At 69.4% G+C, this 18,273-nt stretch carries 22 protein-coding genes; 10 read left to right on the top strand and 12 right to left on the bottom strand.

Annotated features, from left to right (window positions below):
* Positions 1-190: 190 nt before the first annotated feature.
* The gene (locus ACFVJQ_RS19370) at positions 191-319 is read right to left on the bottom strand and encodes a hypothetical protein (RefSeq protein ID WP_385513492.1); all 129 of its coding nucleotides are present in this window, start codon (positions 317-319) and stop codon (positions 191-193) included.
* Positions 320-743: 424 nt separating this feature from the next.
* Between ACFVJQ_RS19370 and ACFVJQ_RS19375 the strand changes: the two genes are divergently transcribed.
* The 4 genes from ACFVJQ_RS19375 to ACFVJQ_RS19390 all read left to right on the top strand — a co-directional run bounded on the left by ACFVJQ_RS19375 (position 744) and on the right by ACFVJQ_RS19390 (position 2,656).
* Complete coding sequence (locus ACFVJQ_RS19375) at positions 744-1,157, top strand: hypothetical protein (RefSeq protein ID WP_385785328.1); 414 nt, start codon at positions 744-746, stop codon at positions 1,155-1,157.
* Between the two features lie 300 nt (positions 1,158-1,457).
* On the top strand, positions 1,458-1,688 hold the full coding sequence (locus ACFVJQ_RS19380; protein WP_385513494.1) for a hypothetical protein: 231 nt from the start codon (positions 1,458-1,460) through the stop codon (positions 1,686-1,688).
* 228 nt (positions 1,689-1,916) lie between these two features.
* Entirely contained in the window at positions 1,917-2,291 is a 375-nt protein-coding gene (locus tag ACFVJQ_RS19385) for a type II toxin-antitoxin system RelE/ParE family toxin (RefSeq protein ID WP_385513495.1), read from the top strand.
* On the top strand, positions 2,288-2,656 hold the full coding sequence (locus ACFVJQ_RS19390) for a helix-turn-helix domain-containing protein (protein ID WP_385785332.1): 369 nt from the start codon (positions 2,288-2,290) through the stop codon (positions 2,654-2,656). The genes ACFVJQ_RS19385 and ACFVJQ_RS19390 overlap by 4 nt, the downstream gene beginning before the upstream one ends.
* A gap of 228 nt (positions 2,657-2,884) precedes the next feature.
* On the opposite strand, the gene ACFVJQ_RS19395 is transcribed toward ACFVJQ_RS19390, so the two are convergent.
* Together ACFVJQ_RS19395 and ACFVJQ_RS19400 are read right to left on the bottom strand one after the other, a co-directional pair.
* Positions 2,885-3,199 (bottom strand): hypothetical protein, encoded by a 315-nt coding sequence (locus tag ACFVJQ_RS19395; protein ID WP_385513497.1) that lies wholly within the window; start codon positions 3,197-3,199, stop codon positions 2,885-2,887.
* A gap of 21 nt (positions 3,200-3,220) precedes the next feature.
* The gene (locus tag ACFVJQ_RS19400; protein WP_385513498.1) at positions 3,221-4,900 is read right to left on the bottom strand and encodes a sodium:solute symporter family protein; all 1,680 of its coding nucleotides are present in this window, start codon (positions 4,898-4,900) and stop codon (positions 3,221-3,223) included.
* Positions 4,901-5,113: 213 nt separating this feature from the next.
* Here ACFVJQ_RS19400 and galT point away from each other — a divergent pair, with 213 nt between their 5' ends.
* The 3 genes from galT to galK are packed head-to-tail and all read left to right on the top strand — an operon-like array spanning position 5,114 to position 8,338.
* Positions 5,114-6,175 carry a galactose-1-phosphate uridylyltransferase gene (gene galT, locus ACFVJQ_RS19405; protein WP_224735018.1) on the top strand — a complete coding sequence of 354 codons (1,062 nt, stop codon included), beginning with the start codon at positions 5,114-5,116 and terminating at the stop codon, positions 6,173-6,175.
* On the top strand, positions 6,172-7,134 hold the full coding sequence (gene galE, locus ACFVJQ_RS19410) for a UDP-glucose 4-epimerase GalE (protein ID WP_385262407.1): 963 nt from the start codon (positions 6,172-6,174) through the stop codon (positions 7,132-7,134). The genes galT and galE overlap by 4 nt, the downstream gene beginning before the upstream one ends.
* Before the next feature lie 28 nt (positions 7,135-7,162).
* A complete protein-coding gene (gene galK, locus ACFVJQ_RS19415; RefSeq protein WP_385513499.1) occupies positions 7,163-8,338 on the top strand; it encodes a galactokinase in 1,176 nt (391 codons plus the stop codon).
* A 39-nt stretch (positions 8,339-8,377) separates the two neighbouring features.
* Here the strand turns inward: galK and ACFVJQ_RS19420 are convergent, their stop codons facing one another.
* Complete coding sequence (locus tag ACFVJQ_RS19420; RefSeq protein ID WP_385513500.1) at positions 8,378-8,530, bottom strand: hypothetical protein; 153 nt, start codon at positions 8,528-8,530, stop codon at positions 8,378-8,380.
* A 33-nt stretch (positions 8,531-8,563) separates the two neighbouring features.
* Positions 8,564-9,025: a GNAT family N-acetyltransferase gene (locus ACFVJQ_RS19425; RefSeq protein ID WP_385513501.1), complete on the bottom strand. Its 462-nt coding sequence runs from the start codon at positions 9,023-9,025 to the stop codon at positions 8,564-8,566.
* Between the two features lie 296 nt (positions 9,026-9,321).
* On the opposite strand from ACFVJQ_RS19425, the gene ACFVJQ_RS19430 reads away from it, so the two are divergent.
* The gene (locus ACFVJQ_RS19430; RefSeq protein ID WP_385785339.1) at positions 9,322-10,095 is read left to right on the top strand and encodes a LuxR C-terminal-related transcriptional regulator; all 774 of its coding nucleotides are present in this window, start codon (positions 9,322-9,324) and stop codon (positions 10,093-10,095) included.
* Here the strand turns inward: ACFVJQ_RS19430 and tamR are convergent.
* Entirely contained in the window at positions 10,054-10,551 is a 498-nt protein-coding gene (gene tamR, locus ACFVJQ_RS19435) for a MarR family transcriptional regulator TamR (RefSeq protein ID WP_224735024.1), read from the bottom strand. The two genes, ACFVJQ_RS19430 and tamR, sit on opposite strands and share 42 nt — an antisense overlap.
* Before the next feature lie 103 nt (positions 10,552-10,654).
* On the opposite strand from tamR, the gene ACFVJQ_RS19440 reads away from it, so the two are divergent.
* Entirely contained in the window at positions 10,655-11,458 is an 804-nt protein-coding gene (locus ACFVJQ_RS19440) for a trans-aconitate 2-methyltransferase (RefSeq protein WP_385513503.1), read from the top strand.
* An 18-nt stretch (positions 11,459-11,476) separates the two neighbouring features.
* On the opposite strand, the gene ACFVJQ_RS19445 is transcribed toward ACFVJQ_RS19440, so the two are convergent.
* Genes ACFVJQ_RS19445 through ACFVJQ_RS19460 form a run of 4 tightly spaced genes read right to left on the bottom strand, consistent with a single transcriptional unit; the run spans position 11,477 to position 13,712 of the window.
* Positions 11,477-11,728: a type II toxin-antitoxin system RelE/ParE family toxin gene (locus tag ACFVJQ_RS19445; protein WP_385513504.1), complete on the bottom strand. Its 252-nt coding sequence runs from the start codon at positions 11,726-11,728 to the stop codon at positions 11,477-11,479.
* Positions 11,729-11,977, bottom strand: coding sequence for a type II toxin-antitoxin system Phd/YefM family antitoxin (locus ACFVJQ_RS19450; RefSeq protein ID WP_385513505.1), 249 nt, complete (start codon positions 11,975-11,977; stop codon positions 11,729-11,731).
* Positions 11,978-12,018: 41 nt separating this feature from the next.
* On the bottom strand, positions 12,019-12,696 hold the full coding sequence (locus tag ACFVJQ_RS19455) for a TetR/AcrR family transcriptional regulator (protein ID WP_224738088.1): 678 nt from the start codon (positions 12,694-12,696) through the stop codon (positions 12,019-12,021).
* Complete coding sequence (locus ACFVJQ_RS19460) at positions 12,693-13,712, bottom strand: acyl-CoA desaturase (RefSeq protein ID WP_385513506.1); 1,020 nt, start codon at positions 13,710-13,712, stop codon at positions 12,693-12,695. Before ACFVJQ_RS19460 ends, ACFVJQ_RS19455 begins: the two co-directional genes overlap by 4 nt.
* A gap of 321 nt (positions 13,713-14,033) precedes the next feature.
* On the opposite strand from ACFVJQ_RS19460, the gene ppc reads away from it, so the two are divergent.
* Complete coding sequence (gene ppc / locus ACFVJQ_RS19465; protein ID WP_385785345.1) at positions 14,034-16,766, top strand: phosphoenolpyruvate carboxylase; 2,733 nt, start codon at positions 14,034-14,036, stop codon at positions 16,764-16,766.
* Positions 16,767-16,834: 68 nt separating this feature from the next.
* On the opposite strand, the gene ACFVJQ_RS19470 is transcribed toward ppc, so the two are convergent.
* Positions 16,835-17,512 (bottom strand): LPXTG cell wall anchor domain-containing protein, encoded by a 678-nt coding sequence (locus ACFVJQ_RS19470; protein ID WP_385513508.1) that lies wholly within the window; start codon positions 17,510-17,512, stop codon positions 16,835-16,837.
* A 173-nt stretch (positions 17,513-17,685) separates the two neighbouring features.
* Entirely contained in the window at positions 17,686-18,174 is a 489-nt protein-coding gene (locus tag ACFVJQ_RS19475; protein WP_385513509.1) for a hypothetical protein, read from the bottom strand.
* Between the last annotated feature and the right edge of the window lie 99 nt (positions 18,175-18,273).

The following is an 18,273-nucleotide window of genomic DNA, read 5'->3' on the forward strand; positions in this document are numbered from 1 at the left end:
TCACTACCGCCGCCAAGCCGCCCTTCCAACATGAAGCACGTGTCACCGGCGCTGATATCACCGCCCACGGCCGCCGCCACCGGCGACGGCCCGATCTCGCCTCCGAAACCTCTGGCACATTTCCCGGCCGCCTGGCTCTTCCTCGGCCAGCAACTCGACCACCGCACAGCCGGGCCTCCCCTGCGGCCAGCTACTTCTCCAGCCCGGCGATCTGCGAGCGCAGATCCTCCACCCGAGCACGCGACGCCGACGCCCTCGCCCGCAACCTCTCCAGCAGCGACACCACGAACCGCCTCTTCGCCCCGAGGCTGGTATCCACCGACTCACAGACGTGACTGCAGAGTTGAAGGAAGGCGCCCACCCCCTCGGACAGGGGGTCGCAGAACAGCGAAGGGCGCGCGGGCCGGTCCGATGACCGGGGCCCCGGCCTGCCAGCTGGAGAAGCTCGGCATGGCCTGGTCGGTGGCCGATGAGCAGTTCTGGGAGAACCTGGAAGCCGCCCGGGCGTAACTGCGACGAGCACTGGACGCTGTGCGCACCGCGTGGTGCTGGGAAAGCCCGTGGGGCAGCTTCTGTCGAATTTGCGCTGCCCTAGTGTGCGGGACAAGCATCCGGAACACGCCGCGGCGCTCGCGGACTCGCTGTTATCTGGGTCACATGATCATTTGAGGGATGGGTGGTGTGCTCTTGAACCTCTAGGATCCCCTGCGGCAGACCGTTCCAATCCAATTGCTAGGGGATCCTTGACACTTCGCCGTGGACTCACCGTGGGGGCCGCCGCTGTAGCGGCGCTTGCCTTCGCCGCGTCACCCGCGTCCGCCGCCGACGTGTACGCCCAGGCCGTCGGCTCCCAAGGCTGGGGCGACTTCTCCTACAACAGCAGGACCAGCGTGTACAGCATCATCCTGACTGTGCAGGACACCAAGGCTGACGGGCACCACGTCCGGGTTCGAGCGCAGTCCCAGGACCCGCTCGGCAGCATAAGCAGCTACTCGTGGCGTTACAACTACGAGGGCTACGGTGCCAAGATCAGTTGGTCGACCTCGCTGACCGACTCGAGCGGCATCAGTGCGATGCGCGTCCAGGTGTGCACGTACGAGGGCGACACCCCGCTTTCCTGCGACACCTCGGCATGGAACGCCAACCCCTACTACTGATCCCGCGAGCGGGCAGGGGTGGGTGCTGCCCCTGCCGTTGGCACAACAGCGAACCTCGCCGACAGCCGCCCGCAGCCAGAATGGCGGAAGGTACCCACCCGCATGGGCGGTGGGCCGTAGAACAGCAGCGCGCGTACGTGCCGGGCAGGTGCGGTTTGCGGGTCTGCGGCTCGCCGAGTGCCTGAGCGGCGCTGTGCGTGTCGCCGAGTCGCGTGGCGTGCGTCTGGGCGTGCCGTGCCTCGAGAGCAACGAGGACGTCGAGGACGACGAGATGGGCGACAGCAGCCCAGGAGGATCCTCTTGAGTCCCCGTGCCGTGTACCGCTTCATCCCGCACACCATCCGCCACGCACCGGAAGGCGGAGTGGTCTACGAGGCCCACTGCGCGCAGCCCGGCTGCTCGGCGGAATCCGGTGCCCACGAGGTCCAGGAGGCTGCCCAGGACTGGGCACTGCGGCACACCGGACGCACCGGTCACGCGCTGTTCCGCCGCGTCGTGACCGATTACGCGCGCGTCGCCCGCGCTGAGTAGTCCGTGCGAAGTGCGCCGGCCTGGCCCGGCGATCACCGGCGGACACGGACGCCGAGGACGCGAACACGACGGCACCAGCCACACGCGGTCGCACCGGCCCTCCGGGCCCACGGCCGCAAGGGGGGTGCCCCTACGGTGCCGGCACCCGGCGCCTCCGGGCCACCGGCCCGCACCCGTGCGCATGTGGTTCGCGGAAGGCGCGATACAGATTTCTGTATAGTCGCGGGTGTGAGTGATCCGTGGCTGATCGAGATCGAGCCGGAGGTGCGCCAGTGGCTGGAGCTCCTCTCGGATCAGCAATACGACAAGGCCGAGCGTGCTGCCGACATGCTCGCGGCCCAGCCGACCACCCTGGGGGAGCCCTACTCCCGGCACCTTGGTGGCAAGCTGCGAGAGCTGCGGTTCACGATGGAGGGGAACGCGGTCCGCATCACGTACTGGCTCGCTCCCGAGCAGCGGGTCGTGCTCCTGACGGTGTTCCGCAAGACCAGGCAGCGGGAGGAGGCCGAGGTCGAGCGGGCTCGGCAGGCACAGAAGGTGTGCGAAGCGGAGCATGGTCCGGCTGAGCACAGCTACGACCGGAGTGAGGAGGAGAAGTGGTGAACCACTCCCAGTGGAAGACCCGGCGGACCCGGAAGCTGCTGGGGGAGCAGGTCGAGGAGTCCGCGGCCTACGTGGAGGCCGGGTACGCGTTCGCCCTGGGACAGGCCGTCCATGACCGGCGTAGGGAACTCGGGCTGTCGCAGGCCGAGCTGGCGCGCCGCGCCGGAATGACCCAACCGCAGATCTCCAACATCGAGGGCGGCGACTCCGTACCGACACTGCCCCTGCTCACCCGTCTGGCCAAGGCTCTGGACGCATCGCTGACCATTGATCTCGATGGCGACAGTTCGACGTTCGTCTTCACTGCGCACGACCGCGACCGGTCGTCCGATGCTCCGTCGGACGGAGGCTCCTCTGCTGCTTGAGCCGCGCGCACCGCTGTCGTCATGCCGGGGCGTGTGAGGGTATCTCTGCGTGTGCCTGGGAGCAGGTGCCGAGCGCCGAGGGAGTGCCCGCCCCTCTTCATCGACAACGGGCACGGCCTGGGCGGACGTACATCTCCGTCTGGTGCGCCGAAGACCCGCAGATATGCCGGCCGGGCCGGAGCCCCCGGCGTGGGCTCCGGCTCCGTACCCGTACCCCCGACCGCGTTGTTACTCCGGCGTTTTCTCGTCCGGCAGGACAGCCGGCGGAGCCAGCGGCCGCAGCTTCAGCCACGCCAGGAAGAACAACCCGAGCAGCAGCATCCCCACTCCGGTCCACAGGTTGACGTTCACCCCCTCGGCCTTGGCGATCGCCGCATCGTCGTCGGTCAGCCCGGCGATCGTGACGATCACGCCGTAGATCACGAACAGCGCACCGATGGTCCGACGGATGTCGAACAGCCGTGCGGCGGTAGCGGACTTGCCCTCCAGCTCGGTGACTTCCCGCTGGACGTCCTTCTCGGAGAATCCGTGGTCCTCGGACATGGTCTCTCAATCCTCCCGCGGTCAGAACGAGAACGGGATGTAGCAGACGGCGGCCAGAATCACGGCACCCCAGCCGAGCAGCGCCGGCTTGCGGTACCACGCGTCGTCACCCACGGCGGGCGGCTCGGCCACACCGGGGGCCCGGGTGCCGTAGACCAGCCCCTGGAGTTCCTCCGCGGGCTTCGGCGCGGTGAAGAGCGACACGGCCACCATCACCACCGCACCGGCGACGAACCCGGCGATCGCGGAGACGAAGTTGGCGCCCTGGTCGGAGGGGATGCCGATGACGCCCTGCCGGTAGAAGACGAAGTAGTTCACCATCGCGGCGGTGGTGCCGGCGAGCAGACCCCAGAAGCCGGACTTCGCGGACGCCCGCTTCCAGAACATGCCGATGATGAAGGCGACGAACATCGGGACGTTGAAGAAGGAGAACAGCGTCTGGAGGTAGGCCATGATGTTCGAGAACGTCGACGCGAGGAACGCCGTGCCGATGGACGCGAGCACACCGATCGCCGTGATGAGCCGCCCGAACCGCACGTAGTACTCGTCCTCGCGGCCCTTCACCACGTACTTCGCCCAGATGTCGGACGTGAAGACGGTGTTGAAGGCCGAGATGTTGGCCGCCATGCCCGCCATGAAGGCCGCCAGGAGACCGGTGACCGCGATGCCCAGGACGCCGTTGGGCAACAGGTCCTGCATGAGGTACGGGATCGCGTCGTTGTACTGCAGGTCCGACTGGGGCGTACCGATCTGCGGCACCAGCGCCGCGGCGACCAGGCCCGGGATCATCACCAGGAAGACGATGAAGATCTTCGGGAACGCGGCGATCAGCGGCGTACGCTGCGCCGCGGACAGGTTCCTCGCCGACAGCGCGCGCTGCACCTCGGCGAAGTTCGTCGTCCAGTAGCCGAACGACAGCACGAACCCGAGGCCCAGGACGATCGTCAGCCAGTTCGCGCCGAGCGGGTTGTCGTGGCCGATGCCGGTGCCGCCCCACGCGGTCATGAAGTTCTCGCCGCGGCGTTCGGTCAGCGTGTCGGACAGCCCGTCCCAGCCGCCGACCTTCTTCAGGCCGAGCACCGAGATCGGGATGAGCGCGGCGAGGATCACGAAGAACTGCAGCACCTCGTTGTAGATCGCCGACGACAGACCGCCCAGGGTGATGTACGCCAGCACGAAGAAGCCGGCGATCACGATCGCCACCCACTGCGGCCAGCCGAGCAGCGCCTCGACGACGATCGCGAGGGCGTAGAGGTTGACGCCGGCGATCAGGATGGAGGCGCAGGCGAACAGGATCGAGCTGAGCAGGTGCGCCGACTTGTCGAAGCGCAGCAGCAGGAACTCGGGAACCGAGCGGACCTTGGAGCCGTAGTAGAACGGCATCATCACCAGGCCGAGGAAGACCATGGCGGGGATGGCGCCGACCCAGTACCAGTGGGTGGTGTAGACGCCGTACTGCGCGCTGTTGGCAGCCATGCCGAGGATCTCGGTGGCGCCGAGGTTGGCCGCGATGAACGCCAGGCCCGTGACCCAGGCGGGCAGGGAGCGGCCGGACAGGAAGAAGTCGAGGCTGGTCTTGACCGACCGGCGGGCGGCGAAGCCGATGCCGAGGACGACGACGAAGTAGATGCCGAGGATCGTGTAGTCGAGCCAGTTGGTGGGGAGCCGTAGCTCGGCGGCCAGGTATGTGGGGGTTTCCATACGCACTCGCTTCGTTGCGGGACTTCGTTGCGGGAACTGAGCCGAACCGATTCCTGAACTGATCCAGAGCGGAACCTACGCCTCCGCGTTCGCTAATTGAACACGCCCGATGTCGAGCTTTGATTGATTGTGATGTTGACTGTCGTGGTGAGTTGTGTTTTGGTGTGTTGAGTTCTGTTGATTGCTTTGGGTGGCTCGAATGAGGAGTCCGCGGTGAAGAAGACCTCGACCCGTCTCGCCGACGGTCGTGAGCTGATCTACTACGACCTGCGCGACGACGCCGTGCGCGACGCGGTCGACCGCCGTCCGCTGGACCGGACCGTCACGACCTCCGAGATCCGCCGTGACGAGCTGCTCGGCGACGCGGTCGCCATCGCCTCGCACCGCCAGGGCCGCACCTACCACCCGCCGGCCGACGAGTGCCCCCTGTGTCCGACGCAGGGCGACCGGCTGAGCGAGATCCCCGACTCGTCGTACGACGTCGTGGTCTTCGAGAACCGTTTCCCCTCGCTGGCCGGCGACTCCGGCCGCTGCGAGGTCGTCTGCTTCACCTCCGACCACAACGCCTCCTTCGCCGATCTGAGCGAGGAACAGGCCGGGCTGGTCCTGGACGCGTGGACCGACCGCACCTCCGAGCTGTCCCATCAGCCCTCCGTGGAACAGGTGTTCTGCTTCGAGAACCGCGGCGCCGAGATCGGCGTCACGCTGGGCCACCCGCACGGGCAGATCTACGCCTACCCCTTCACCACCCCCCGCACCGCCCTGATGCTCCGCTCGCTCGCGGCCCACAAGGAGGCGACGGGCGGGGAGAACCTCTTCGACGCCGTCCTGGAGCGTGAACTCGCCGACGAGCGGATCGTCCTCGCGAGTGAACACTGGGTGGCCTTCGTGCCGTACGCCGCGCACTGGCCGTACGAGGTCCACCTGTACCCGCGCCGCCGGGTGCCGGATCTGCTCGGGCTCGACGAGGCGGCGCGCTCAGAATTCCCCCAGGTTTATCTGGAACTCTTGAGGCGCTTCGACCGGATCTTCGGCGAAGGTGAACCGCCCACGCCGTACATTGCGGCCTGGCACCAGGCCCCGTTCGGCCAGCTGGAGGAGTTCGAGGGCGTCAGCCGTGACGACTTCGCGCTTCACCTGGAGCTTTTCACCATCCGCCGTACTTCCGGCAAGCTGAAGTTTCTCGCGGGTTCCGAGTCCGGCATGAGCGTGTTCATCAACGACGTGCCGCCGGAGCGCGCGGCCGAGCGACTGCGAGAGGTAGCGAGTTCATGAGCGGGAAGTACCTGGTCACGGGTGGTGCGGGATACGTCGGCAGCGTGGTCGCCCAGCATCTGCTGGAGGCCGGTCATGAGGTGACGGTCCTCGACAACCTCTCGACCGGCTTCCGAGAGGGCGTGCCCGCCGGCGCCGCCTTCGTCGAGGGCGACATCCGGGACGCCGCCAAATGGCTGGACTCCTCGTACGACGCCGTGCTCCACTTCGCCGCGTCCTCCCAGGTCGGCGAGTCGGTCGTGAAGCCGGAGAAGTACTGGGACAACAACGTCGGCGGCACGATGGCCCTGCTCGGCGCGATGCGCGAGGCGGGCGTACGCAGGCTGGTCTTCTCCTCCACGGCGGCGACGTACGGCGAACCGGAGCAGGTCCCGATCGTCGAGACCGCGCCCACCGCCCCGACGAACCCCTACGGCGCCTCCAAGCTCGCCGTCGACCACATGATCACCGGCGAGGCGAAGGCCCACGGCCTGGGCGCGGTGTCGCTGCGCTACTTCAACGTCGCGGGCGCCTACGGCGCTTTCGGCGAGCGCCACGACCCCGAGTCGCATCTCATCCCGCTGGTCCTCCAGGTCGCCCAGGGCAGGCGCGACGCGATCTCCGTCTACGGCGACGACTACCCGACGCCCGACGGCACCTGCGTCCGCGACTACATCCACGTCGCCGACCTGGCCGAGGCGCACCTGCTGGCCCTGACGGCGGCGACCCCCGGCGAGCACCTGATCTGCAACCTCGGCAACGGCAACGGCTTCTCCGTCCGCCAGGTCATCGAGACGGTCCGCCAGGTCACCGGCCACCCGATCCCGGAGGTCGTGGCCCCGCGCCGCGGCGGCGACCCGGCGGTCCTGGTGGCGTCGGCCGACACGGCCCGCGCCCGCCTCGGCTGGAACCCGTCCCGCGCGGACCTCGCGGGAATCGTCGCGGACGCGTGGGACTTCGCGCAGCGGCACGGCAAGTAGAACGTACGGAAGGTCAGGGGTCAGGGATATGAGCAGCGAGGCCGGCGAGGTCGCCGCAGGGACTGTCGCCGAGCGGTTCAAGGAGCTGTACGGGGCCGAACCGGACGGCGTGTGGGCCGCACCGGGCCGGGTCAACCTCATCGGCGAACACACCGACTACAACGACGGCTTCGTGATGCCGTTCGCGCTGCCGCACACCGCGGTCGCCGCGGTCTCGCGCCGCGACGACGGCGTACTGCGCCTGCACTCGTCGGACGTCGAGGGCGGCGTCGTCGAACTGGACGTCGACGCCCTGGAGCCGGAGTCGGACAGGAACTGGACGGCGTACCCGGCGGGCGTGGTCTGGGCGCTGCGCGCGGCCGGCCACGAGGTGACCGGCGCGGACGTCCACCTGACCTCCACGGTCCCGGCGGGCGCGGGCCTGTCGTCGTCGGCGGCCCTGGAGGTCGTGATCGCCCTGGCGCTCAACGATCTTTACGAACTGGACCTGAAGGGCTGGCAGTTGGCCCGCCTGTGCCAGCGCGCCGAGAACGTCTACGTCGGCGCCCCGGTCGGCATCATGGACCAGACGGCCTCCGCCTGCTGCACCGCGGGCCACGCCCTGTTCCTGGACACCCGCGACCTCTCCCAGCGCCAGATCCCCTTCGACCTCGCGGCCGAGGGCATGCGCCTGCTGGTCGTCGACACCCAGGTCAAGCACGAACACAGCACCGGCGAGTACGGCAAGCGCCGCGCCGGATGCGAGAAGGGCGCGGCCCTGCTGGGCGTCGACGCCCTCCGCGACATCCCGTACGCCGAGCTGGACGCGGCCCTGGCCCGCCTGGGCGACGAGGAGGAGGTCCGCCGCCTGGTCCGCCACGTGGTCACGGAGGACGAACGAGTCGAACGAGTCGTCGCCCTCCTGGAATCGGGCGAGACCCGCACGATCGGCCCGATCCTCACCGAGGGCCACGCCTCACTGCGGGACGACTTCCGCATCTCGTGCCCGGAGCTGGACCTGGTCGTGGACACCGCGCTTTCGGCGGGGGCCCTGGGAGCGCGCATGACGGGCGGCGGCTTCGGCGGCTCGGCGATCGTCCTGGCCGACGTCGCCGACGTGGACACCATCACCAAGGCAGTGGAGGAGGCCTTCGCAGCCGCCGGCTTCACCACGCCGCGCGTGTTCGAGGCGGTGCCTTCGGCGGGGGCACGACGGGTGAGCTGAGTTTCCGCCGGTCTGCTGGTGGCAGGCGGTGGCGGCGAATCAGAACTCGGTGCCACCGCCCGCGAAGCGCACCGGCGACACGAGGGCGATGCGGATCAGGCCGGGCTCGGGCGGCGGGGCGTCGTAGACGTAGGCAACGGTGAGAGCGGGGCGGGTGTCCGTTGCTTCAAGGCGCGTTGTGCAGAGCTTCATGTCCCCGACGGCGCTCCGGGCTCGCTTCGTTTCTCAGCGCCCCCCGAGCCTCTTCGTCAGCGTGAACTCCGTGATCCCCGGGGGATAGTCCGGGATCGCGCACACCACGTCGTACCCCTGTTTCTCGTAGAACTTCGGCGCCTGGAAGTCCCACGTCTCCAGCCGGGATGCCGAGCAGCCCCGCTCCGCCCGCGCCACCCGCTCCGCCTCGGACAGCAGTCGCGAACCCAGCCCCGCACCCCGGTGGCGTTCGTCGACCCACAGGTACGTCACGTGCAGCCACGCCGCCCACGTATGCCCCACCAGCCCGCCCGCCAGGGCGTCCGAGCCGTCCAACACCCACACGTGGAGGGGGACTTCGCGTTCGGCGGGGGTTCCACGCAGGTCGCGCAGGACGGGGGACGCGGCCGTATTGCTGTTGCGGAGCCGGGTGCGGAGAAGATCGCGCCGGGATTTGTCGACTTCTGTCTCCATACGAAACATGCGGCTCACCATAAACGCGTCGGACAACCAGTTCTGCAAATTACCTTCCGCTCCCGGTCCCCGGCCGTACTCTGATGAGCAGCGCCGGTGGGGGCCGGTGCTGTTCAGGGGGCGAGACGAGTTCGGGTACGACGCCCGAAGTGGGGGTAGCAGTTTCTGCACGGCGGCGGCCGTGCGGCTGCGGCGACCCCGTCCTGGGGAACGGCAGAAACAACAACCCGGGAGCGCTTCGGGCGTCGTACCCGCACCGGTCGGCGGCTCCCGACGATGGATCCCCTGCTCTTGGAGAGCGTGGGGGAGGGGGTTTTGTGGTTCGCATCCGAGTCCTGGTCGTCGACGACCACCGCATCTTCGCCGAGTCCCTCGCCGCGGCCCTGGCCGCCGAGCCCGACGTCGACGTCTCCGCGGCCGGCAGCGGTCCCGCCGCGCTGCGCAGCCTGGAGCGCGCGGCCGCCGAGGGCCGCCGGTTCGACGTACTGCTCGTCGACGCCGATCTGGGCGGGAACGTACCCGCAGTGCGGCCCACCGTGCCCGTGCCCGTGCAGGAGGGCGGCGTGGACGGGGTCGTGGACGGGATCTCCCTCGTCGCGGCGGTCCGGTCGGCGCAGCCCGCGGCGCGGATCGTCGTACTCGCCGAGAAGGACGATCCGCGGCGTGCCGCCCTCGCCCTGCAGGCGGGGGCCGGCGGGTGGGTCGCCAAGGACTGTTCGCTGTCCCGGCTGCTCACGGTCGTACGAGGTGTGCTGCGCGACGAGACGCATCTGCCACCAGCCCTGCTCACCGGGGTGCTGCGCGAGCTGACGGCCGCCCGGAAGCACCGCACCGAGAGCGAGCGGCTGGTGGAGTCCCTCACCCCGCGGGAGCGGGAGGTGCTGCGGTGCATGGTCGCGGGGCTCGGGCGCAAGGCCGTCGCCGAGCGGCTGTATCTGTCCCCGCACACCGTACGGACGCATATGCAGAACGTCCTCGGCAAGCTCGGCGTCCACTCCACCCTCGCCGCCGTCGCGCTGGCGCGCAGGGCGGGGGTCGGGCCCGTGGACCTAGCTGGGGATGTTGTCGAACGGGGCGGTCAACTGGCGTAGTAGCGCTGCCAGTTCGCTGCGCTGGGCGTGGGACAGCTCCGCGAGGATCGCCCGCTCCTGGTCCAGCAGGCCCGCCAGCGCCTGGTCGGCGCGGTCCCGGCCCTCGTCGGTGAGGCGGACCAGGACGCCACGCCGGTCGCTGGGGTCGGGCAGGCGTTCCACCAGGCCCTTCTTTGCCAGGCGGTCGATACGGTTCGTCATCGTGCCCGAGGTGACCAGGGTCTGGGTCAGCAGCTGTCCGGGGGAGAGCTGGTACGGGGTGCCCGCGCGGCGCAGTGCCGTCAGGACGTCGAACTCCCAGGGCTCCAGGTTGTGCTCGGCGAAAGCCAGCCGGCGTGCGCGGTCCAGGTGCCGGGCGAGTCTGCTCACCCGGCTGAGCACCTCGAGCGGTTCCACGTCGAGGTCCGGGCGCTCCCGGCGCCATGCTGCGACCAGCCGATCGACCTCGTCCTCCATGGCGATCAGTGTAGTGGTTGTGTCGACGTGAAGTCTCTTGACGTCAAGATACCTTGCGGGGCAAGCTGGGGCCGACCTACGGTGACTTCAAGGAAGGCCCGCCATGTCTGCCGCCGCCACCTGGGACCCCGCCCAGTACCTGCGTCACGCCGGCCACCGCGCCCGCCCCTTCGCCGACCTCCTCGCCCACGTCCCCGATCTCCCCGCCGGCCGGCCCCGCATCGCCGACCTCGGCTGCGGCCCCGGCAACGTCACGGCCCTGCTCGCCCGGCGCTGGCCCACCGCGCACATCACCGGCTACGACAACTCCCCGGAGATGCTCGCCGACGCCCGGGCCCAGGCGGGCCCCACCCCGGCCGGCGGCCGCCTCGACTTCGCCCACGCCGACGTGCGCACCTGGACGCCGACGGAGCCGCACGACCTGATCATCAGCAACGCCACGCTCCAGTGGGTGGCCGGCCACGCCGACCGCTTCGGCGACTGGATCGCCGGGCTCGCCCCCGGCGGCACCTTCGCCTTCCAGGTCCCCGGCAACTTCGATGCCCCCAGCCACCGCCTGATGCGCGACCTCGCCGCCGCCCACCCCCGCCTCTCGGGCGTCCTGCGTCACGACGAGGCGGTCCTGGCGCCCGAGGCCTACCTCGAACATCTCACCGCCCTCGGCTGCACGGCCGACGTCTGGGAGACCACGTACATCCATCTGCTGACCGGCGAGGACCCCGTCCTCGACTGGGTGAAGGGCACGGGCCTGCGCCCCGTCCTCACCGCCCTCGCGGACGACCCCGCGGCGAAGGACGAGTTCCTGAACGACTACCGAGCCGCCCTGCGTCGCGCCTACCCGTCAGGCAAGCACGGCACCCCGTTCCCCTTCCGCCGCATCTTCGCCGTGGCGTCCACGCCGCTGTGAGGTGCGGGAGGTGGGGATTCAGGGCGTTCGGCCCAGGTGGGTGACGAGGATGTGGATCACGTCGTCGTCGATGACGTACAGAACCCGGTAGTCGTTGACGTACAGGCGGCGCACATCTTGTGAGCCGTAGGGGACGGAACCGTGTGGGCGGGGTTGAGTGGCCAGGGCGTCCACAGCTTCGTAGACAGCGGCCAGCCCCGTGGGGTCGTCCTTGAGGAACCGCACGGCCGCGTTGGTGGCGCGCGGTTCCCAGATGATCTCGTAGGTCACTTACCGCAGTCCCAGCATTCGGCCGACCTCTTCGTGCGGGATGCCCGGCCCGAGTGTTCCGCGCTCCTTCTTGAGCTCGTACTCGGCCACCGCAAGGGCATCTTCGAGATCCTCTATTACCTGGGGTGAGATCAGGAGCGCGGCCACGTGTCCATGGTCGGTGAGGGCGATGGTCTCGCGGGAGTGGGCGGCACGGCGGACCAGGTCGCCGAGCTGGGAGCGGGCCGCGCTGATCGCAATCTCAGTCATGTGCACATGCTGACACAAGATTAACCTTGTTGTCTCTTGGTTCAGCTCTTTCGATGCCCGATCAACCGCGGCTTCTGCTCCAGCCCGTCCAGCCCGTGCCACGCCAGATTCACCAGATGCGCCGCCACCTCCGCCTTCTTCGGGCGGCGTACCTCCAGCCACCACTGGCCGGTCAGCGCGACCATGCCGACCAGGGCCTGGGCGTACAACGGAGCCAGCTTGGGGTCGAAGCCGCGGCTTTTGAACTCGCGGCCCAGGATGTCCTCCACCTGGGTGGCGATGTCCGAGATGAGAGACGCGAAGGAGCCGGTCGACTGCGGGATGGGGGAGTCACGGACCAGGATGCGGAAACCGTCCGTGTACTCCTCGATGTAGTCCAGCAGCGCGAACGCTGCCTGTTCGCACAGCTCACGCGGATGGCCCGCGGTCAGCGAGCTGGTCACCATGTCCAGCAGGCGCCGCATCTCGCGGTCCACGACCACCGCGTACAAACCCTCCTTGCCGCCGAAGTGCTCGTACACCACCGGTTTGGACACCCCGGCCTTCGCCGCGATCTCCTCCACCGACGTGCCCTCGAAGCCCTTCGCGGCGAAGAGGGTGCGACCGATCTCCAGCAGCTGCTGGCGACGCTCCGCACCGGTCATACGGGTACGGCGCGTGCGCCGCGGCTTCTCGTTGCTGGGAGTGCTGCTGGAGTCGGTCGCCACGCCGTCAATCATGCCGCCTCGGCGGTCTCCCGCCCGCGCCGGGAGCCGTCTCCCCCGGTGTTCCGGCGGGAATCGATACGCGAGCGTGATGGCCAGCGCACGTCGTAGGCCCACCCGGCCAGCTCGAACCAGCGGATCAGCCGGGCCGAGGAGTCGATCTGGCCGCGCTCCACACCGTGCCGCGCGGAGGTCGGGTCGGCGTGGTGCAGGTTGTGCCAGGACTCGCCGCAGGACAGGATCGCCAGCCACCACACGTTGCCCGAGCGATCACGCGACCTGAACGGGCGCTTGCCGACCGCGTGGCAGATCGAGTTGATCGACCACGTCACGTGATGCAGCAGCGCCACCCGGACGAGTGACCCCCAGAAGAACCCGGTGAACGCGCCCCACCAGGACATCGTCACCAGGCCGCCGATCAGCGCCGGCAGGGCCAGGGACACCACTGTCCACAGGATGAACTGACGGGAGATGTTCCGCAGCGTCCGGTCCTTGATCAGGTCCGGCGCGTACTTGTCCTGCGGCGTGCGCTCCTCGTCGAACATCCATCCGATGTGTGCCCACCACAGACCCTTCATCAGGGCCGGCACGGTCTCGCCGTAACGCCACGGGGAGTGCGGGTCGCCCTCCGCGTCGGAGAACTTGTGATGCTTGCGATGGTCGGCCACCCAGCGCACCAGGGGGCCCTCGACCGCCAGCGAGCCCGCGATCGCCAGTGCGATCTTCAGGGGCCGCTTGGCCTTGAACGAACTGTGGGTGAAATGGCGGTGGAAACCGATCGTGATGCCGTGGCAGCCGAGGAAGTAGAAGAAGACCAGCAGGCCGAGGTCCAGCCAGCTCACGCCCCACCCCCACGCCAGCGGCACCGCCGCGATCAGCGCGAGGAACGGGACGATGATGAAGAGCAGAAGCGCGATCTGCTCCGCCGAACCCTTGCGGTCGCCGCCCAGGGTGCCGACCGGCTGGGAGGCGGAGGTGTCCTGGGAGGTCGCCTTCGGGGCGTCGTCGATCACATCGGAGCTCGTGGTCATGGGGCGTCCCCTGTGGGGTTTCGAGGGTTGAGATAGGTGCCATGGCTGGGGGAAGTCCGCGAGAGGGGCTCGAAAGAGCCTTCCCTACGGTTCCGTAACCTACGGCGTCGTAAGTATGTCAGTGCGCCGCCCGGCGGCAAGAGCCCGTGAGCTGCGCGTCCCGGCCGACACCTATCCTGGAGTCGGTCGGACAGCGCGGTCCGCTCTGTTTACTTCCCGGATGATCCGGCCCGTATGCGGCACCCCGCCGCGCGAACGGGTCACCGGGTTCCCTCCCTCACGAGCTTCAGACGAGCTTCAACACTGCAAGGAGCCGCACCTGTGAGCAGTGCCGACGACCAGACCACGACGACCAGCAGTGCGCTGCGCGCCGACATCCGCCGGCTGGGCGATCTTCTTGGTGAGACACTCGTCCGCCAGGAGGGCCCTGAGCTGCTGGAACTCGTAGAGAAGGTGCGCCGCCTCACCCGCGAGGACGGCGAGGCCGCCGCAGAACTGCTGCGCGGCACCGAACTGGAGACCGCGGCCAAGCTGGTCCGCGCCTTCTCCACGTACTTCCACCTGGCCAACGTCACCGAGCAGGTCCACCGCGGCCGCGAACTGCGCGCCAAGCGCGCCGCCGAGGGCGGACTGCTCTCCCGTACGGCAGACCGGCTGAAGGACGCCGACCCGGAGCACCTGCGGGAGACGGTCCGCCACCTCAATGTTCGTCCGGTGTTCACGGCCCACCCCACGGAGGCCGCCCGCCGTTCGGTCCTCAACAAGCTGCGGCGCATCGCCGCGCTGCTGGACACCCCCGTCATCGACGCCGATCGGCGCCGCCACGACACCCGTCTGGCCGAGAACATCGACCTCGTATGGCAGACCGACGAGCTGCGCGTCGTACGCCCCGAACCGGCCGACGAGGCCCGCAACGCGATCTACTACCTCGACGAGCTGCACGCGGGCGCCGTCGGCGACGTCCTCGAGGACCTCACCGCCGAGCTGGAGCGCGTCGGCGTCAGGATCCCCGACGACACCCGCCCGCTCACCTTCGGCACCTGGATCGGCGGCGACCGCGACGGCAACCCCAACGTGACCCCCGAGGTCACCTGGGAGGTGCTGATCCTCCAGCACGAGCACGGCATCAACGACGCCCTGGAGATGATCGACGAGCTGCGCGGCTTCCTGTCGAACTCCATCAGGTACACGGGCGTCACCGAGGAACTGCTGGACTCCCTCCAGACGGACCTGGAGCGGCTCCCCGAGATCAGCCCCCGCTACAAGCGACTGAACGCCGAGGAGCCCTACCGCCTGAAGGCCACCTGCATCCGGCAGAAGCTGGAGAACACCAAGCAGCGCCTCGCCAAGGGCACCCCGCACGAGGCGGGCCGCGACTACCTCGGCACCAGCGAGCTGCTCCACGACCTCAAGCTGATCCAGACCTCCCTGCGCGAGCACCGCGGCGGACTGTTCGCCGACGGCCGCCTCGACCGCACCATCCGCACGCTGGCCGCCTTCGGCCTCCAGCTCGCCACCATGGACGTACGCGAACACGCGGACGCCCACCACCACGCCCTCGGTCAGCTGTTCGACCGACTGGGTGAGGAGTCCTGGCGGTACGCGGACATGCCGCGCGACTACCGTACGAAGCTGCTCGCCAAGGAACTCAGGTCGCGCAGGCCGCTGGCCCCGACGCCCGCGCCCGTCGACGCGGCCGGCGAGAAGACCTTCGGCGTCTTCCGGACCGTCAAGCGGGCCCTGGAGGTGTTCGGGCCCGAGGTCATCGAGTCGTACATCATCTCGATGTGCCAGGGCGCCGACGACGTCTTCGCGGCGGCGGTGCTGGCCCGCGAAGCCGGCCTGATCGACCTGCACGCCGGCTGGGCGAAGATCGGCATCGTGCCGCTCCTGGAGACGACGGACGAGCTCAAGGCCGCCGACTCCATCCTCGAGGACATGCTCGCCGACCCGTCCTACCGGCGCCTGGTCGCCCTCAGGGGCGACGTGCAGGAGGTCATGCTCGGCTACTCCGACTCCTCGAAGTTCGGCGGCATCACGACCTCGCAGTGGGAGATCCACCGCGCCCAGCGGCGACTGCGTGACGTCGCCCACCGCTACGGCGTACGGCTGCGCCTCTTCCACGGCCGCGGCGGCACCGTCAGCCGTGGCGGCGGCCCCACCCACGACGCGATTCTCGCCCAGCCCTGGGGCACCCTGGAGGGCGAGATCAAGGTGACCGAGCAGGGCGAGGTCATCTCCGACAAGTACCTGATCCCGTCGCTGGCCAGGGAGAACCTGGAGCTGACGGTGGCCGCGACCCTGCAGGCCTCCGCCCTGCACACCGCCCCCCGCCAGTCCGGGGAGGCGCTGGCCCGCTGGGACGCGGCGATGGACGTGGTCAGCGACGCGGCGCACGCGGCGTACCGCAGGCTGGTGGAGGACCCGGACCTCCCGGCGTACTTCTTCGCCTCCACGCCGGTCGACCAGCTCGCCGACCTGCATCTGGGGTCGAGGCCGTCCCGCCGCCCCGACTCGGGCGCGGGCCTGGACGGGCTGCGGGCCATCCCATGGGTGTTCGGCTGGACCCAGTCCCGGCAGATCGTCCCCGGCTGGTTCGGCGTCGGCTCCGGCCTGAAGGCGCTGCGCGAGGCGGGCCTGGACACCGTGCTCGACGAGATGTACGAGCAGTGGCACTTCTTCCGCAACTTCGTCTCCAACGTCGAGATGACGCTGGCCAAGACGGACCTGCGGATCGCCGGGCACTACGTCGACACCCTCGTCCCCGACGAGCTGAAGCACGTCTTCGACGCCATCCGCGCCGAGCACGAACTGACCGTGCGGGAGATCCTCCGCGTCACCGGCGAGGACGAACTTCTCGAGGCCCAGCCCGTCCTGAAGCAGACGTTCACCATCCGCGACGCCTACCTGGACCCCATTTCCTACCTCCAGGTGGCCCTCCTGAAGCGCCAGCGCGACGCAGCGGCCGCGGGCACCGAGCCCGACCCGCTGCTGGCGCGGGCCCTGCTGCTGACGGTCAACGGCGTCGCCGCCGGCCTGCGCAACACCGGCTGACCGGCCCGGACCCGACGGTGCCCCCGTGCTGTACGAGCACGGGGGCACCGCCGGTTGTGCTACGGCCGTCAGCTCTGGCTTGCCTTCCGGCGCCGGAAGACCAGGTAACCGCCGGCGGCGAGCAGCGCGGCGGCGGCGCCGGACAGCAGGCCCACCGGGGCACCGTTGCCGGTCTCGGCGAGATCGCCCTCGGCGGTGCCGCCCTGGGCGGACGGCGAGGAGGACGCGGCAGGAGCGGCACCCTCCTCGGCGGACGCGCTCGGGGAGGCAGCCGGAGCCTCGGTGCCTTCGACCGTCTCCGACGGGGTGGCGGACGGCGTCGTGTCGTCGCTCTCCTCCTCGCAGTCCGTCCAGAACACCTTGTGCTTGGCCGAGCCGTGCTCGCCGTCGAAGTTCCAGAACAGTTTGTAGTGCCCGTCGGGCAGCGACAGGTCGTCCGTACGGCCGTGACCGTCGGCGTCGAGGGTGAGGGCGCCGGCCGTGACCGTCTCGCCCTTGGTGGCGGCGGTCGGGGCCCAGGCCTCGATGTGCCAGTCGATCTGCTGGCCGGCGTCGAAGCCGAAGGCGTCCAGGTAGAACGTGCAGACGTGCGGCTCGTTCTTGCGGAGCTCCTCGCCGGTGGCGGCGTCGTGGATCTTGACGGTGCCGTTGTCGCCCGGGGCGGTCGCGTGGGCGACGGCCGGGGAGGCGAGGAGAGCAGCCGCGGCGACGGCGGACAGGGCGCCGGCGCGAGTGAGGGTACGCATGGGGCAGTCCATCTTCGAGAAACCAATGGGGAAGATGTGGAGGGGGCGGCTCAGCTTCCAGCCCGGCCCGTCGGCAGAACAAGCACGAACAGGCAACGCTCAGATCCTTCACAGACGTGGAGGTCGGCGATGCCGGCCCAGATCACTCAGATCACTCAGATCGCCCAGATCCCTCAGATCACGAGAAAAGCCGCCGTGATCAGCGCGAACCCCGACCCGGCCATGACCCACGCCGCCCGCGTCCGCCCCAGCCCGCCCGCGACCACCACCGACGCGAGCAGCAGCGCCCCGCCCAGCGGCACCCAGGAGTAGAGGATCCCGGCGGGACCGGACCGGACGACCTCGCTGCTGCTCGGCTTCATCACGACGGTGTACGTCTCGCCGTCCGCCACGGCGGCCGAGTTCTCGATCACGACCCGCTCCCGGGCCTGCGACCCTGCGGAGATCGGCGTGTAGGGCCCGGTGCAGGTGTCCGCACCGCACCCCGTCACCTCGATGGTCCCGCTCTCCCGCCCCTTGGTGAGCATCACGTACTGGGCGGAACTCCAGGACGCCCACACCCCCGCGATCAGGATCAGCGCGGCGACGACCCCCATCGCCGCGAGCCGCCCGAACCGCAGCACCGTGAACGCGCCCTGAGTGGAGACGACGGCAGTAGGCATGGCCGCAATCCTTGGCCATTGCCTTGCCCAAAGTCAATCTCGGCCGGACGGGAACCGGGGACAGGGGAGTCCAACGTTCTTAAGGTGAAGGGGAGATGG

It is taken from the genome of Streptomyces sp. NPDC127197, assembly GCF_042672405.1.
In the GTDB taxonomy this organism is placed as follows: domain Bacteria; phylum Actinomycetota; class Actinomycetes; order Streptomycetales; family Streptomycetaceae; genus Streptomyces; species Streptomyces flavusporus.

Bases quoted from the DNA above. Each gene is read 5' to 3' on its own strand.
- ACFVJQ_RS19395 (WP_385513497.1), bottom strand. From the start codon at position 3,199: ATGTCCGAGGACCACGGATTCTCCGAGAAGGACGTCCAGCGGGAAGTC.
- ACFVJQ_RS19400 (WP_385513498.1), bottom strand. From the start codon at position 4,900: ATGGAAACCCCCACATACCTGGCCGCCGAGCTACGGCTCCCCACCAAC.
- galE (WP_385262407.1), top strand. From the start codon at position 6,172: ATGAGCGGGAAGTACCTGGTCACGGGTGGTGCGGGATACGTCGGCAGC.
- galK (WP_385513499.1), top strand. From the start codon at position 7,163: ATGAGCAGCGAGGCCGGCGAGGTCGCCGCAGGGACTGTCGCCGAGCGG.
- ACFVJQ_RS19420 (WP_385513500.1), bottom strand. From the start codon at position 8,530: ATGAAGCTCTGCACAACGCGCCTTGAAGCAACGGACACCCGCCCCGCT.
- ACFVJQ_RS19425 (WP_385513501.1), bottom strand. From the start codon at position 9,025: ATGGTGAGCCGCATGTTTCGTATGGAGACAGAAGTCGACAAATCCCGG.
- tamR (WP_224735024.1), bottom strand. From the start codon at position 10,551: ATGGAGGACGAGGTCGATCGGCTGGTCGCAGCATGGCGCCGGGAGCGC.
- ACFVJQ_RS19440 (WP_385513503.1), top strand. From the start codon at position 10,655: ATGTCTGCCGCCGCCACCTGGGACCCCGCCCAGTACCTGCGTCACGCC.
- ACFVJQ_RS19450 (WP_385513505.1), bottom strand. From the start codon at position 11,977: ATGACTGAGATTGCGATCAGCGCGGCCCGCTCCCAGCTCGGCGACCTG.
- ACFVJQ_RS19455 (WP_224738088.1), bottom strand. From the start codon at position 12,696: ATGATTGACGGCGTGGCGACCGACTCCAGCAGCACTCCCAGCAACGAG.
- ACFVJQ_RS19460 (WP_385513506.1), bottom strand. From the start codon at position 13,712: ATGACCACGAGCTCCGATGTGATCGACGACGCCCCGAAGGCGACCTCC.
- ACFVJQ_RS19470 (WP_385513508.1), bottom strand. From the start codon at position 17,512: ATGCGTACCCTCACTCGCGCCGGCGCCCTGTCCGCCGTCGCCGCGGCT.
- ACFVJQ_RS19475 (WP_385513509.1), bottom strand. From the start codon at position 18,174: ATGCCTACTGCCGTCGTCTCCACTCAGGGCGCGTTCACGGTGCTGCGG.